General features: G+C 48.5%; 12 protein-coding genes. 10 read left to right on the top strand and 2 right to left on the bottom strand.

What is annotated here, in order from left to right; translation table 11 throughout:
* The first annotated feature begins 83 nt into the window (after window positions 1-83).
* Window positions 84-1,928: a phosphomethylpyrimidine synthase ThiC gene (thiC, locus tag MHI21_RS03985; protein ID WP_342419480.1), complete on the top strand. Its 1,845-nt coding sequence runs from the start codon at window positions 84-86 to the stop codon at window positions 1,926-1,928.
* A 121-nt stretch (window positions 1,929-2,049) separates the two neighbouring features.
* On the opposite strand, the gene MHI21_RS03990 is transcribed toward thiC, so the two are convergent.
* Window positions 2,050-2,202: a hypothetical protein gene (locus tag MHI21_RS03990; protein ID WP_010348453.1), complete on the bottom strand. Its 153-nt coding sequence runs from the start codon at window positions 2,200-2,202 to the stop codon at window positions 2,050-2,052.
* Between the two features lie 506 nt (window positions 2,203-2,708).
* On the opposite strand from MHI21_RS03990, the gene MHI21_RS03995 reads away from it, so the two are divergent.
* The gene (locus tag MHI21_RS03995; protein ID WP_023987004.1) at window positions 2,709-3,545 is read left to right on the top strand and encodes a YitT family protein; all 837 of its coding nucleotides are present in this window, start codon (window positions 2,709-2,711) and stop codon (window positions 3,543-3,545) included.
* A gap of 344 nt (window positions 3,546-3,889) precedes the next feature.
* On the opposite strand, the gene acnA is transcribed toward MHI21_RS03995, so the two are convergent.
* Entirely contained in the window at window positions 3,890-6,601 is a 2,712-nt protein-coding gene (gene acnA / locus MHI21_RS04000; protein ID WP_342419481.1) for an aconitate hydratase AcnA, read from the bottom strand.
* 420 nt (window positions 6,602-7,021) lie between these two features.
* Here acnA and MHI21_RS04005 point away from each other — a divergent pair, with 420 nt between their 5' ends.
* From MHI21_RS04005 to MHI21_RS04040, 8 genes are all read left to right on the top strand, one after another.
* Complete coding sequence (locus MHI21_RS04005; RefSeq protein ID WP_342419482.1) at window positions 7,022-8,017, top strand: amidase domain-containing protein; 996 nt, start codon at window positions 7,022-7,024, stop codon at window positions 8,015-8,017.
* Between the two features lie 73 nt (window positions 8,018-8,090).
* Complete coding sequence (locus tag MHI21_RS04010; RefSeq protein ID WP_342419483.1) at window positions 8,091-9,179, top strand: D-alanine--D-alanine ligase; 1,089 nt, start codon at window positions 8,091-8,093, stop codon at window positions 9,177-9,179.
* Window positions 9,180-9,280: 101 nt separating this feature from the next.
* A complete protein-coding gene (locus tag MHI21_RS04015; protein WP_007428793.1) occupies window positions 9,281-9,604 on the top strand; it encodes a hypothetical protein in 324 nt (107 codons plus the stop codon).
* Between the two features lie 138 nt (window positions 9,605-9,742).
* A complete protein-coding gene (uvsE, locus tag MHI21_RS04020; protein WP_342419484.1) occupies window positions 9,743-10,744 on the top strand; it encodes a UV DNA damage repair endonuclease UvsE in 1,002 nt (333 codons plus the stop codon).
* Between the two features lie 174 nt (window positions 10,745-10,918).
* The gene (locus tag MHI21_RS04025; protein ID WP_341162278.1) at window positions 10,919-11,785 is read left to right on the top strand and encodes an inositol monophosphatase family protein; all 867 of its coding nucleotides are present in this window, start codon (window positions 10,919-10,921) and stop codon (window positions 11,783-11,785) included.
* A 37-nt stretch (window positions 11,786-11,822) separates the two neighbouring features.
* Window positions 11,823-12,065 (top strand): hypothetical protein, encoded by a 243-nt coding sequence (locus tag MHI21_RS04030; protein ID WP_029515768.1) that lies wholly within the window; start codon window positions 11,823-11,825, stop codon window positions 12,063-12,065.
* A gap of 124 nt (window positions 12,066-12,189) precedes the next feature.
* Window positions 12,190-13,920 (top strand): histidine kinase, encoded by a 1,731-nt coding sequence (locus MHI21_RS04035; protein WP_342419485.1) that lies wholly within the window; start codon window positions 12,190-12,192, stop codon window positions 13,918-13,920.
* The gene (locus tag MHI21_RS04040) at window positions 13,898-15,457 is read left to right on the top strand and encodes a response regulator (RefSeq protein WP_023987013.1); all 1,560 of its coding nucleotides are present in this window, start codon (window positions 13,898-13,900) and stop codon (window positions 15,455-15,457) included. Before MHI21_RS04035 ends, MHI21_RS04040 begins: the two co-directional genes overlap by 23 nt.
* The last annotated feature ends 57 nt before the right edge of the window (window positions 15,458-15,514 follow it).

The following is a 15,514-nucleotide window of genomic DNA, read 5'->3' on the forward strand; positions in this document are numbered from 1 at the left end:
CCGGCTTTTTTGCATAGATCAGCGCCACCCTGGGAATGGTTCCGGATCGGTGTGTCATTTCATCGAAACGGGAGGAATGGACAATGAAGCCGACAGAAGCAGAAGGAACAAAAGGAACAGAATTGAAATCAGCAGAAGTAAGATTGGTAGGAACAAAAGAAGTTGAGGTAGAGAAGACAAACAGGGAGCAAGCCAGTGGGGTAACGCCCTTTCCAGGGAGCCGTAAGGTATATAGTCAAGGCTCACGGCCGGACATTGCCGTGCCAGAGCGCGAAATTGCTCTTCATCCTACACATACGCCGCAGGGCACGGAGCATCATGAGCCATTGCGTGTATATGATACAAGCGGTCCCATGACCGACCAAGCCTATCAGGTCGATATCCGTCAGGGCCTGCCTCCATTACGGCGAGCTTGGGCACTGGAACGGGGCGATGTGGAGGCTTACGAGGGACGCGCCGTCAAGCCGGAGGATAATGGACTGAAACCTGGCTCCAAACGGGAGACAGTGGAATTTCCCGGCGTGACCAACCGTCCGCTTCGTGCTTCGCAAGGGCGTACAGTGACGCAAATGCATTATGCACGGCGAGGGATCATTACGCCCGAAATGGAATTTGCGGCGATCCGCGAAGGGGTCGAGCCTGAGTTTGTACGGCAGGAATTGGCGGCTGGACGAGCCATTTTGCCTTCGAATATCAATCACCCGGAAAGTGAGCCAATGGTCATTGGGCGTCATTTTCACGTGAAGATCAATGCGAACATTGGTAATTCTGCGGTTACCTCCTCCATCGAGGAGGAAGTGGAAAAAATGACCTGGGCTGTGCGTTGGGGCTCCGATACGGTTATGGACCTGTCCACAGGCCGTAATATCCATACAACACGTGAATGGATCATTCGGAATTCTCCTGTACCGATTGGGACTGTACCGCTGTATCAGGCACTTGAAAAGGTGAACGGCGAAGCAGAAGCGCTGACGTGGGAGCTGTATCGCGATACGCTGATTGAGCAAGCGGAGCAGGGAGTGGACTATTTTACAATTCATGCGGGTGTATTGCTGCGATATATACCGATGACGGCGAATAGAATGACGGGAATTGTATCCCGGGGCGGGTCGATCATGGCAGCCTGGTGCCTTGCGCACCATCAGGAGAATTTTTTGTATACGCATTTTGAAGAAATCTGCGAAATTATGAAAGCCTATGATGTGGCCTTTTCTCTCGGGGATGGTCTACGTCCAGGTAGTATCTATGATGCGAATGATGAAGCACAGTTTGCAGAGCTAGAAACGTTGGGCGAGCTAACGCAAATCGCATGGAAGCACGATGTTCAGGTTATGATTGAAGGGCCAGGACATGTCCCTATGCATAAAATCAAAGAGAATGTGGATTTACAAATGGAGATTTGTAAGGAAGCTCCTTTCTATACCTTGGGACCGCTCACGACGGATATTGCCCCCGGATATGATCATATTACTTCAGCCATCGGGGCGGCGATGATCGGTTGGTTCGGGACGTCCATGCTGTGCTATGTTACGCCTAAGGAGCATTTGGGTCTGCCCAATAAGGATGATGTCCGCGAGGGTGTCATTACCTACAAAATTGCGGCACATGCTGCCGATCTGGCGAAGGGTCATCCACGGGCGCAGCAGCGGGATGATGCTTTGTCCAAGGCACGCTTTGAGTTCCGGTGGCGGGATCAGTTCAATCTGTCGCTTGATCCCGAGCGGGCCTTGTCTTACCATGATGAAACGCTACCGGCAGAGGGCGCCAAGGAAGCACATTTTTGCTCGATGTGTGGTCCCAAATTTTGTAGTATGCGCATCACGCAGGACATTCGCGCCTATGCAGCGGATAAGGGGCTGAACACTCAAGAAGCAGTAGCTGCCGGGATGCGTGAGAAGGCAGAGCAGTATCGGGATGGAGGTCAGTAAGACGAACGTGTGAGTTTAGGAACAAATGAATTAAAAAAGCCGTGGTTCTCTACAGTCGATGTAGGAAACTACGGCTTTTTAGCTTATGTAAAGCGGATCATGCAACCGGATAAACGGCGCCTTATTTTTTACCCATTTTTTCATTTAAAATGTCCTGAAAGCTGAGCTTCTTTTCCGAGCTATCTTCTTTCTTCTGCATACTCACCGCGTTGGCACGTTGGTATTGGTGGTGAAAGGGCATCAGGGTGTGGACGGTTAAGTTCATTGTATTCATGTAGGTCATTCCTCCAATTCCATATTGTCAAATTCAGATTGAGTTGCTTAGAACGTCTGTATAGGACTATTTGTATGTACTTGATGTCGTAATGCTATGTAGGTTGCTTGGTAATGTTTCAATCATTATACCCACATTTTTTCAAAGTAAAACGCTTTTGACATAAAACAGGAAGATGGTCATATGTGTCCAAAATGTCGATTAGGAGGATGGTCGTTTTAGAGGAAAATGTGCCTAGGTCTAAAACAAGGGCTAGAGGCCCGTTTTCTTAGTTTAGTAGTCGGGATTGTGTTTTTTTGTCGAATAACCTTGTAAAAGGAGAATTTTGCGGAATCCAAGTCAGGATTGAGGCAGTCTGGTGGCGAATTAAAGTGTCAAAGTTGTATTGACTTTATGTTTGGTAGTAGATACCATGAACTGGTTGTCAGCGTATTTTGGCAACAAGAGTCAGCCAATCCATCTGGCGATTCATCCTTTGAAATGTTATAGAAAGGATTAGAGCATATATGAAAAAAAGTATTGCAGATATCGCATTTATTATTCTGGGTGCGTTTTTTTTCGCGCTAGCTGTTAATCTGTTTGTGATCCCGAATGAGTTTGGCGAGGGGGGCGTTACAGGGGTTACGATCATTTTGTACTACCTGTTTCAGTGGTCTCCCTCGATCGTCAATCTGGTGATCAATGGCTTGCTGTTGATTGTCGGATATAAATTTTTGGACAAGAGAACGACCCTGTACACTATAATTGCGGTCGCTTTTAACTCGCTGTTTTTACATTTAACGGTCAACTGGCGGATTGATTCGCATGAGCCGACGATTAATGCTGTATTTGCCGGAGTTTTGGTGGGGGTCGGCATTGGCTTAATCGTACGGGTAGGTGGCACTACGGCGGGAACGGTCATTTTAGCCCGGATTGCCAACAAGTATCTGGATTGGAATATCAGCTATGGCTTGCTGTTTTTTGATTTGATTGTCGCATTCTCTTCCTATTTTATTATTGGTCCGGAAAAATTGATGCTAACTATCGTTATTTTGTACGTTGGTACAAAGGTGATGGACTTCATGATCGAAGGACTGAACCCGAAAAAAGCGGTCATGATCATTTCGGAGCACCAAGATAAAATTGCCGAGATGGTTATCACAAAAATGGATCGTGGAGTTACCGTCCTGTCAGGCCACGGATATTACACTAAAAATCCAAAAGAAGTGCTGTATATCGTCATTAGTAAACAAGAGGTGTCAGCGCTTAAAAAGATAGTGAAAGCCATCGACACAGCAGCATTCATTACCATTCATGACGTGCGGGACGTGTTTGGAGAGGGCTTTCTGGATATTTCGAAGTAGCTCGCGTGCGAAGGTAAGGTTATAAGAGAACGTGGCTAGAAGTCGGTCCTGAGGGATCGACTTTTTTTGTTTTATATAAATAAGATGAACTTGAAAAATGAATATCAAAACGGAGTAGGCGGAATGGTGCTGTACAAGCGAAGCGGTCGCTTTTGTCCCCGGATTTCTACCCTGGATTAGGGGCTTATTCAAGAAATCCGGGGGCGGTGGCGATGGGAAGCACCATCCGACTGCGCAGTGGCGCTATAGGTAACTCTTAAGTTCGGTTTGTATAAATAAAAAAATACCCCCGATTGCAGCTTTATCTGCAAAACGGGGGTTCTTTACATATGAAGTTCATAAACTTAGCTTTCGATCATCTGACGCAATACGGTTTGCAGAATACCACCGTTGTGGTAGTAGTCGATATCGACGGTGCTGTCTAGACGGGCAATTACCGGGAATTCGAACTTTGTGCCATCCTCGCGTTTAGCCACCACTGTAAGCTCTTGACCAGGCTTCACGTCATTGTCGATGCCAAGAATGTCAAACGTTTCACGACCGTTCAGGCCCAGGCTGGACCAGCCATAGCCCTCCTGGAATTGCAGAGGCAGTACACCCATGCCGACCAGGTTACTGCGGTGAATCCGCTCGAAGCTTTCGGCAATGACAGCCTTAACGCCCAGCAGAAGCGTACCTTTGGCCGCCCAGTCACGAGAGCTGCCTGTGCCGTATTCCTTACCAGCAATGACGATCAGGTTCTGATCGGCTGCCTGATATTTCATGGATGCATCATAGATGGACATTTCCTCATCCGTTGGCAAGTATTTGGTCACGCCGCCTTCAGTACCTGGAGCCACATTGTTGCGGATACGGATGTTGGCGAATGTACCGCGCATCATGACCTCGTGGTTACCGCGACGGGAGCCGTAGGAGTTGAAGTCCTTGCGTTCCACGCCATGTTCCTTCAAGTACAGTCCTGCCGGGCTTGAAGGGGCAATGTTGCCTGCTGGTGAGATATGGTCCGTTGTGACCGAATCATTCAACAGGGCAAGCACACGGGCATTACGGATTTCCTTGATATCCTGCACGCCATCCTGAAGTTTTTCAAAGAATGGTGGATTTTGAATATAAGTTGATTTTTCATCCCATTCATATAGTTCGCCTTCAGGAACCGGAATGGAGTTCCATTTTTCGTTAGCAGTAAATACATTCTCATATTTACGACGGAACATATCCGGGCTGAGAGACAGGCTGATGGCTTCCTTGATCTCCTCGGAAGTGGGCCAGATATCTTTCAGGTAGACAGGCTGATTGTCCTGATCGTAACCGAGAGGATCATTCACCAAATCAATGTTCACCGTGCCTGCCAGCGCATAAGCGACAACCAGTGGCGGTGAGCCGAGATAGTTGGCTTTGACCTGTGCATGCACACGGCCTTCAAAGTTCCGGTTGCCAGAAATAACTGCGCTAACCGTCAAATCATTGTCTGTGATGGCTTGACTCACTTCGTCAGGAAGTGGGCCGGAGTTACCGATACAGGTTGCGCAGCCGTAGCCTGCTACATGGAAGCCGAGGGCTTCGAGCGGTCCGATTAATCCGGCTTTTTGCAGGTATTCCGTCACGACGAGGGAGCCCGGTGTCAAGCTTGTTTTAACATAGCCTGGCTTTTTGAGCCCACGCTGCACTGCTTTTTTGGCCAGCAAGCCCGCACCGAGCATAACGCTTGGATTGGATGTATTCGTGCAGCTTGTGATAGCCGCAATAACGACTGCTCCTGTACCCAACTCGCTGGTGGAGCCGTCCGGATGGGTCAGCGGAATCTTCTGTGCGATTTTTTCATCGCTCAGTCCATAGCCGCCCTTGTCCACCGGGGTACGGATAATGCCTTCGAACGTTTCTTTCATGCGGCTAAGCTCAACACGGTCCTGCGGACGTTTGGGTCCGGCGAGACTCGGTACAACCGAAGCCAGATCCAGCTCAATGGTATCACTGAACACAGGGTCCGGTGTATCGGATGTGCGGAACATGCCTTGGGCTTTGTAATATTCCTCTACGAGGCTTACTTGCTCATCGGAACGTCCGGTGCTGCGCAGGTAGGCCAGCGTTTCCGCATCGACTGGGAAGAAGCCAATCGTTGCGCCGTATTCCGGTGCCATGTTGGCAACTGTCGCACGGTCAGCCAAACTGATGTTAGCCAGACCAGGCCCGTAAAATTCCACGAATTTGCCGACTACGCCTTTTTTACGCAGCATTTGTGTAACAGTGAGCGCCAGATCGGTGGCGGTGGAGCCTTCCGACAGGCTACCTGTCAGTTTGAAGCCAATCACATCGGGAGTGACAAAATACAGCGGCTGCCCCAGCATACCCGCCTCTGCCTCGATCCCGCCGACACCCCAGCCTACAACACCCAGCCCGTTAATCATCGTGGTATGGGAGTCTGTTCCTACGAGGGAATCTGGAAAGACGACCGTTTCACCGTCAATGGTTTTGGTAGCGGCAACGGAGGCGAGATACTCCAGATTGACCTGATGGACGATACCGGTGGATGGCGGAACGGCCCGGAAGTTGTTGAACGCCGTTTGCGCCCAACGCAGAAAACGGTACCGCTCCTCGTTGCGTTCAAACTCTACATTAATATTGTAATCCAGCGCATCACTGGTACCAAAAGCATCGACCATGACCGAGTGATCGATAACGAGATCGACGGGAACGAGCGGATTGATTTGCTTCGGGTCCCCGCCTGCTTTTTTCACCGTATCACGCATAGCTGCTAAATCGACAACCACCGGGACACCGGTAAAATCCTGTAGCACGATGCGTGCAGGAATGAACGGAATCTCCTTGTTGGTGTCCCGATCCTCAGCCCAGCCTGTCAGCTGTTGCACATGTTCTTCCGTAATGGCGCGACCGTCAAACTGTCGAACCGCGGCTTCCAGCAATACTTTAATGGAGAAAGGCAGCTTGGCGATACCGCTTTTTCCTTGTTCCTCCAGTGCCTTAAGACTGTAGTAGCGATAAGGCTTCCCGTTAACTTCCAGACTACGGGCGATGGAGAATTGATCTTTTCCTGACATAAGTATTACCTCCTTGAAGTGGATGCTTGGGGGAAAATAGGGATGTCGTTTTTTCGACGTCTTTCACAGTTGGTTTAAATTGGTTGCGTTCTCAATTACATCTTCAGTGCTTCATAACGTGTTAGAGGTTGAGATGAATGTAATTTGTTTCATTAGATGAAACATGATTTCAAAATGATTGCTTTTGGATTAAGTATACCGTTTTCAGACGGTTCCGTAAAGTTTTTTTGGCCTAAATGATGCGTTGCAGATTGGAAAATAAAACGTTCCGCTCCCTCGCGTTTCGATGTTCATACCAAGCTTTAGAGATTCATACTTATAGATAGAGAGCATTTCAGACCAGAGAGGGAAGAAAGGAAGTTATTCATCATTCCGGTTATCCCCGGAAAAGGATAGCGGGACGAATATGGAGGGATTGGGATGGGGGAGCGGGAATGGAAACAGGCCCTTTTTGCTTACGTGAATCAATACAATCGCAGTGAAGTGAATGGTGTACCGCAGCCGGATGAGTATCTGGAGGTGGGTCAGCGGATGGAACGAGCAGCACGTGCGGTCAGATTGGAGCAGTGGTACAACGAACGGGATGCTGTTCCCCTACGCAGCGAGACACGCGCCAAGCCGCTACGAATGGTGCAGGATACCCCGGATGAGGCTGTGGTAGATGTACAACTGCATGTCCGACTCTTTTATGAGAAGGGTGGGATGACTCACCGGGAGGATCGGATCGAACGGGAGCGTCTGACGTTCACACGCGAGGGTGAAGCCTGGCAGGTAGCGAGAATTGAGCGCGATCCGGCAGAAAGGAAGCCAGCGGGGGGAGAGGTTCCTTTTGAACAGGCTTCGTTTAATCAAGGAGGAAGTCTGCCGCTGCTGAATCGCGGTGTGCTGGGCTTCGGCTCATCAGCACGTCCCAGCCGATATCGCCGCGAAGAAGCAGCGGCCTATGCAGATCAGTGGTGGGATAGCTTCAATCCGGAGTTTGAAGGTTTTGATGTGGATTGCACCAATTATATCTCGCAATGCCTCTTTGCAGGGGGAGCACCGATCCACTATACTGGTAAAAGAGAATCGGGCTGGTGGTATAAAGGACGGGTCGCCGGACGTGAGCTGTGGAGCTACAGTTGGGCAGTTTCCAACAGTTTGGAGCGGTATTTGGGCTCCAGTTCATGGGGGTTGACTGCTGAGCAGGTGAGTCGCCCAGAGCAGCTCATGTTGGGGGACGTCATTTTTTACGATTGGGATGGTGACGGAACCTTCCAGCACAGCACGGTGGTCACGGCCTTTGATGCGGGCGGCATGCCGCTAGTCAATGCACATACGGTAAGCTCCAGACATCGTTATTGGGACTATAAAAATTCGTATGCGTGGACGGACAACACGGTATATCGCTTTTATCACATCGCCGACTATTTTTAAATGAGATGGTGGATAACAGGTACAGTGATGCAAATCAGTCACAATGACGAAAGCAGGAAAGCGGAGGATAGGCATGGCAAATCAAAAATTGACCGTAGGGCTAGTGTACGGAGGCAAATCGGGCGAACATGAGGTTTCGCTGCAAACGGCGTATGCGGTAATGAACGCTTTTAACTATGAGAAATACGAGATTATTCCTTTTTATATTACGAAGGCTGGCGATTGGCGTAGAGGGGCGCTATTAAGCGCTCCTCTGGCTTCTGTAGAGCAATTGAAGCTGGAACGCGCAGAGGGCGGCACCAAGGCGGCATTAGATACATTGTTCGGCAAGCTGTACGGAGAGCAGACGCTGGATGTACTGTTTCCGTTGCTGCACGGCACCTTTGGCGAGGACGGAACGATTCAGGGTCTGTTCGAAATGGCGGATATGCCTTATGTCGGTGCGGGAGTGCTGGCTTCGGCAGCAGGTATGGATAAAGGCGTCATGAAGAAGCTGTTTGAGCATGTAGGATTGCCGCAAGTGAAATACTGTTATTTTAATAGTACACAGTGGGCCCAAACCAGTCATGATCTGGTACGCAACATGGAAACCGAGCTAGGTTATCCTTGCTTTGTCAAACCGGCCAATCTGGGATCAAGTGTCGGTATTTCCAAAGCCAGTAACCGAGAAGAGCTGGAAAAGGCTGTAGATCTGGCTTTGCAATTTGACCTAAAGGTGATTGTCGAGGAGTACGTCGATGCCCGTGAGATTGAGGTCAGTGTACTGGGCAATGATGAGCCGATTGCCTCGGTACCGGGTGAAATTGTATCGTCGAGTGATTATTACGATTACGCTGCCAAATATACGGATGGCCAATCGGAAATGCTTATTCCGGCACCGTTGGATGAGGAAGTGGCAGATCGTATTCGTGAAGCCGCATTGCAAGCATTCCGAGCTCTGGAAGGCTGCGGGATTTCACGTGCCGATTTCTTCGTCAGACGCTCGGACGGACATATCCTTATTAATGAAGTGAATACAATGCCTGGTTTTACACCGTTCAGTATGTATCCATTACTGTGGAGAGAAACAGGCGTATCCTATGCAAGTTTGCTGGATCGCATGATTGCCCTTGCACTGGAGCGTTATGAGCGCAGGTCGGCACTGCACTACGAGAACTCATAAACGAAACAAAGGGGAGCTGATCACTCTCCTTTTTGTTCATATATATGGCATATCTTTGAGCACTACACTAAACCCTTAATGATGAAAGGTGGCGGCTACACATGGGATTTCAAACTGAATTTAACTCAGTGTGCAAATTCAAGAGCGAGCAAGAACTTTACGAACTCCTGGAATACGGACGTGGCAAAATGGTTAAATCCGGGCTGCGCGTGTTTCCGACAGGCCAGAAGGTCATCGCTTACAGCGTGGACAACGTGGCAGTAGCCATTGTGCAGATTGTGGGCTGTATCGCCGAAATTAATTTCCAGGGCGATGAAGTGACCGAAGTTGAGATGATCCTCATTCGTAAGCTGAATGAAGAGGAATCAAGAATTCAGACCGCATTGGCGGATGAAATGTTTTTTGGAGCACAGCAGCAATCCTAGCTGTTTTCTTCTTGCAATTTGTGCGATAACACCGAATCAGCAGGTGCTTTTCCGGGTATGATCAGTAGAAAAGGGTTTTAGGTCACAGAACGAAAGCGGCCTTACCATCTACTGCGACTGCTGAAAGGAAGACACCCTATGATCGTAAGGTTCGGTTATGTAGCCATGTCGGTTACCATTCAAAATGCATCCCCCTCTAAAACCATGACATTGAGCAGCTTTAACAAGATTGGAGACCGAGAAGCTGCAATCCGCAAGCTAGAACGGATAGCAGCCGAAAATCTCCATAATACTTTGAGGCTGCTGCGCCATAATCGCGCGAGTGATATCCAGGTCTATCGTTTCTCATCCAAGCTGATTCCGCTAGCGACCCATCAGGATCTGCGGGATTGGGACCCTTTTCAGGCGCTTGCTGCTGACTTTGCAGAGGTTGGGAACTATGTCAAGGCGAATAGGATGAGGGTATCGTTTCACCCCGATCATTTTACAGTGTTAAGCACCCCCCGTCCTGAGGTGTTGCAGAGCTCCATTAATGATCTGAAGTACCACAAAGCGATGCTGGAGGCCATGGGACTCGGTGCCGAAGCCAAGAACAACATTCATATTGGTGGTGCTTACGGAGATAAGGTGACCTCAGGCCAGCGTTTTGTAGAGCAGGTTAGTGCGCTGGATCTTTCGTTAAGAAAACGGTTAACGCTGGAAAATGATGATAAAACGTTCAATGCGGTGGAAACGCTGGAGGCTTGCAAATTGACGGGGTTACCGATGGTTCTCGATATTCATCATCAATGGGTGAATAATGAGGGGGAGAAGCCGTGGGAGCTATGGCCGGATATTTTGGATACCTGGAAAGGGGAATTGGCCCAAGCCGGATCTTCTGTGGATCATCCATTGCCGCCCAAAATCCATGCGTCCAGTCCCAAAAGTGAAAAAGATCCTCGGGGCCATGCGGACGGTGTTCTAGTGGAGCCGTTGCTTACCTTTTTGCGCAATATTGCCGGATATACGGATCGGATTGATGTCATGCTTGAAGCCAAACTTAAGGATGAAGCGTTATTCGGGTTGATGAATGAACTGCGCCTTCAGGAAGCTAATGGGGTTAAAGTGCTGGATGGAGCTTCCGTAGAAATTATGCCTTAGAAAGTAGCATTTTGCGGATAAAGCTCCCATTTAGAGAAACTTTATGCAGCTTATTGTGTATACTAGAATGTGTAAACTAGCAAACTTGTACTGAAACAGAGATGGTTAAGAGACTGTGTTGTAGAGCAGCTTCGTAAACCACGTAACAATGATATAGAAAGTAGAGTGAACACGTTGAACGAAAATGAAAACGAAAAGGTTCCCTATATCGTATCAGGAAAAAGCTATACTGCCGTGGCTATTAACGCGGCATCCAAAGCCGGGGAATGGATTAAAAGCAGGCTGGGAACTGTTGAACATTTGAATACCAAACAGTCTCCTACGGATCTAGTGACCGAGGTAGATAAAGGTGCAGAGCAGATGATTCGCAGACTGATTCTGACCCATTTTCCCGATCATGCTATTTTGGGTGAAGAGGGTGTAGAGCCGGGAGCCGAAGCTTCGGCCCGCGCATTAGAGGTTGCCCGTGAAGAGGAATATCTATGGATTATTGATCCAGTAGACGGGACTACCAATTTTGTGCACAGTCTGCCCTTTTACAGTGTATCTATTGCATTGGCCCATCGTGGAGAGGTGATTGTCGGGGTTATCTATGATCCGTCCCGTGATGAAATGTTTGTAGCGGAAAAAGGAAAAGGCGCTTATGTACATGGCAATCGCATGCAAGCATCGAGAGAAGAAACACTGGGAGATAGTCTGGTGTGCATCGGCTTCCCGCCGGATCGTACGTATGCACAACCGCTAAATATGAAAATTACGCAGGTTCTTACACCTCAGGTACGCGGCATTCGGGCGCTGGGCTCGGCAGCATTGCATCTGGCTTATGTAGCATCAGGACGGCTGTCGGCCTATTGCGAAATTGGTTTGAATGCGTGGGATGTGGCAGCGGGCGCTTTGCTGGTACAGGAATCAGGCGGCACCATTACCGATACATTGGGCAGACCTTATGACCTGAGTGTACGGCATATTGCAGCGACGAATACAGCTATTCATTCTCAACTTATTCAAGTGCTGAAAGAAGCAGACGCAACCGGGTTATAATTCTACGTAGAACATCATCATGAAGGAGGAAATCGCGATGAGCCAATCCGAAGAATTGGAACGCCAGCTCAGTGAACTGCTGACGGAAGGCGAAATTCGTGAGAATGAGGCCCAGAAGCGGGAAAGACTCAGTCCTAAATATGAGGTGCGGGTTCAGACTCATATCGATCCCATTGTTGAGGAGACGCGTAAATACCGGAGTATGGCACGGGAACTTGATGACCGATACGACGAATATATGAGCAAGGCGGACAAATCGAAACCAACCGATCAACGCTAAGCAAATACAAATACCTCTTGCCGAATGACCAAGGCATGGGGTATTTTGTATGTTATAAAGGAGGCGACATTCACTGATTACCTACTTTAAAAGCGCTTACAAAAATGCTGGAATCCATCATAAAATGGTACTGCTGATTACGGTGCTTATGCTGGTTAATTTTGCAGTTGTTGCAGTCATACTTAAGTACGTATTTCATATTTATGATAATCAAATGTACAAAAAAACATCCGAAGTACTCAATATTTCTTCAATCGGCATAGAAAATGAGCTGAAGGATGTGGAAAAAGTTACTTTCAAGGTAACAACGGACGAGCAGCTCCAACGTTATTTGCTGCAATTGGAAAAGGAAACGTCACCTTATACCAAAATGGTGCTGCGTAAAAAAATAACGAATAGGCTCGTCGCCTTTGCCGGCTCTGAGACCTATGTCTATTCTATGATAGTCATCGACAAAGAGGGACAGGTCATGAGCGCGGGCAACCGCGAAGGTATTCCCCAGGAGCTTCGATCCACCCTGTCGGAGCTGGCAGACGAACATGACGGTTCCAATGCATGGTATGCGGCAGGTCATTCCTCCTTGCTGGCCGCTCGGCAGTTCAAATCCTTTACCGATTCCAATTTTACACTGAATGGGCTCGGAACGCTTGCGATTCGTGTGCGAATTGACCGGATTGTAGCGGATCGTGTGCAGACCTCCGGCCGTGACGGACAACTGATGATTACAGATGGAAGACGGATGATTTATCCCGAAACACCACTTTTGAGTGAGAGTGATATCCAGGCGGAGCTTGGCCGAAAGCAGCCTTACGGGATTGCGACCTACTCAGGAGGAACCTTTTTCGCTGCTCAAATCAAATCCTCTTATACGGGGTGGACGTATTTGCATATGACCCCCTTCGATGATATGTTTCGCAGTATTACGATCATCAAAGAAGTTGTAAGCGCTATTTTTGTTATTATGCTTCTTATCGCATTGGCACTGGGGGCTAGGTTGTCAGGGAGCATTACCAAACCGATCGTTCAACTAATCCAGAACATGCGTAAAATAGAAAAAGGCGATCTCGACCGTTTGGAAGAAGAAGCACTTGGCGCGGTCCCCCTTTCCACACAGGATGAGGTAGGCTTGTTACATCGGACATATAAGAAAATGATTCGTCGCATTCGTGAGCTCATTAATGAGAATGTTGCCAAGCAGCTATTACTGCGGGAAACAGAGCTAAAGGCATTACAGGCACAGATTAATCCACATTTTTTATACAACACGCTGGAATCCGTGAACTGGCTCGCCAAGGCCAATAAGCAGGATCGGATTTCAGAGATGGTGGAAGCACTTGCTTTTCTATTGCGTAGTGCGGTCAGTTTTGAAGAGCAGCTGATTCCGCTTCGAAAAGAACTGGATATTGTAAGGAGCTACGTAACGATCCAAAAAACACGTTTTGATGAACGTCTCGTTTTCCATCTGGATGTCCCGGAAGAACTGATGGATGCACAAATTCCGAAGCTAACGCTTCAGCCCTTGGTGGAGAATGCCATCCATTATGCGTTGGAGCCGCGAATTGAACCCTGTCGGATTGCTATTATTGCGAGAGAAAGCGAGGGGGCTCTATTTCTGCAAGTTGAAGATGACGGACCGGGAATGACGCCTGATTTCTTGGAAAAGCTGCGGAGCGGGCAGGTCATGACTCGTGGGCAGGGCATTGGACTTACGAATATTCAGGAACGGATTAACCTGACATTTGGTACACCTTGGGGGATAGAGCTGCATAGCGAGTCAGGAACAGGAACGTCAATTCATGTCTGTATTCCATATGTGAAAGGGGATCAGGGTCGTGTACAAGGTGCTACTGGTTGATGATGAGCGTATGATTTTGGAAGGCATATCACAGGTGGTTGATTGGGGCAAAGCGGGAACGAGACTAGTTGGTACAGCACGTAATGGGATTGAGGCTTATGATCAGATTCAGGCCAGCCCGCCTGATTTTGTGATCAGCGACATCTCTATGCCTGGACTGGACGGTATCGGACTGGTTGCCAAAACGACGGAGCATTTTCCAGACGTTCGTTTCATTCTGTTGTCTGGTTACAAAGATTTTGATTATGCCTGTCGGGCCATGCAATACGGGGTGAAGCACTACTTGCTGAAGCCATGCAATGAGCGGCAAATTCATGAGGCTCTGACCGAGTTGGGGCAGGAGCGGGAGGAGCAGGAAGAACGCAAGCAGTTTGTAAACCGGATGAAGCTAGATTTTCAGCGTATGCTGCCTCATGTGAAGGAACACTTTTTGAAGGAGTTTATTTCCTATAAAACTTACGGTAGCCGCGATATCGCATTTTATGAGCGGTTATTCGGACTTGAATTGCAAGATAAGCAGGTTCGAATGCTACTGCTGCGGGTGGAGGAATCACATGAGCCGGAGCATTTGTTTGCATTGCAAAATATAGCGGCAGATTTGATGGATGATGTCTTGCTCAGTACGACCATGCAGGGGCAATTGCTCATCGTGCTGGAAAGTGAGGATGACACGTCACGGTTTATGAAACAGATTGAAGCGGTACGTGCGACATTTCATCGCTTTTACAAGCTGGAGGTAACGGTCGCAGTTAGTGAGTCGGATAGTATGCAGCATTCACGGGGGATGTATCGGGAGACACTGCATTGTATGAATCACCGTTTTTACACCGGGGAAGGCAGTCTGATTACGAAGGAGGATTTAGCGGCTGAGGATACCCGGGAGATGGCAGATTTGGAGCTGGACGAGGAGAAGTTCGGTCTGCTGATCAAGGCTGGAAATACGGTGGAGGTTGCACAGGAAGTGGATCGGTTGTTCGGTATTCTGTCCCGTATGAAGCTGGAAATTTCCGTGACCCGCTCCTATGTGCTTCAGCTCTATGCTGCTATGATTCGTATATGCCCTGAAGAAGAGCGTGCAGCGTTTACGAGCCGAATGGTGGTGCTGGCAGAGCAAAAAACGCTGGCATGTCTCAAATCTTTTGTACAGGAAGCTGCCGAACGAATGACCGCAATCTATTATAAAAGTAATGTGTATCGCCAATCTTCCACCGTTGATAAAATGATCACTATTATTGAGCAAAACTACAGAAAATCCGATCTGTCGCTGAACGGAGTGGCAGGTCAAATGCTGTATATGAATTCCGACTACTTAGGAAAAATTTTCAAAAAAGTGACAGGTGAAAACTTTTCACACTACGTCAATCGTTATCGGATCGAACGTGCGGCTGAGCATATTCGAGAGACCGGGGACGTGAAGGTATTTGAACTGGCGGAATGGTTCGGCTTCGGTGGGAACGCGCAATATTTTAGCCAGGTGTTCAAAAAGTGGGCGGGTATGACGCCTTCCGAGTATATTAAATCACATGAACGGGGATGAGCGGGCAAGTCTAGTTCTAACTTCCTTCCTAAAAAAAGAAAAAAGGAGCTCACGGCT

The organism is Paenibacillus sp. FSL H8-0168 (assembly GCF_038592955.1).
GTDB lineage: Bacteria > Bacillota > Bacilli > Paenibacillales > Paenibacillaceae > Paenibacillus > Paenibacillus polymyxa_B.

Excerpts from the sequence above, each read along its gene's own strand:
- thiC (WP_342419480.1), top strand. The coding sequence starts at position 84 with ATGAAGCCGACAGAAGCAGAAGGAACAAAAGGAACAGAATTGAAATCA.
- MHI21_RS03990 (WP_010348453.1), bottom strand. The coding sequence starts at position 2,202 with ATGAATACAATGAACTTAACCGTCCACACCCTGATGCCCTTTCACCAC.
- MHI21_RS03995 (WP_023987004.1), top strand. The coding sequence starts at position 2,709 with ATGAAAAAAAGTATTGCAGATATCGCATTTATTATTCTGGGTGCGTTT.
- acnA (WP_342419481.1), bottom strand. The coding sequence starts at position 6,601 with ATGTCAGGAAAAGATCAATTCTCCATCGCCCGTAGTCTGGAAGTTAAC.
- MHI21_RS04005 (WP_342419482.1), top strand. The coding sequence starts at position 7,022 with ATGGGGGAGCGGGAATGGAAACAGGCCCTTTTTGCTTACGTGAATCAA.
- MHI21_RS04010 (WP_342419483.1), top strand. The coding sequence starts at position 8,091 with ATGGCAAATCAAAAATTGACCGTAGGGCTAGTGTACGGAGGCAAATCG.
- MHI21_RS04015 (WP_007428793.1), top strand. The coding sequence starts at position 9,281 with ATGGGATTTCAAACTGAATTTAACTCAGTGTGCAAATTCAAGAGCGAG.
- uvsE (WP_342419484.1), top strand. The coding sequence starts at position 9,743 with ATGATCGTAAGGTTCGGTTATGTAGCCATGTCGGTTACCATTCAAAAT.
- MHI21_RS04030 (WP_029515768.1), top strand. The coding sequence starts at position 11,823 with ATGAGCCAATCCGAAGAATTGGAACGCCAGCTCAGTGAACTGCTGACG.
- MHI21_RS04035 (WP_342419485.1), top strand. The coding sequence starts at position 12,190 with ATGGTACTGCTGATTACGGTGCTTATGCTGGTTAATTTTGCAGTTGTT.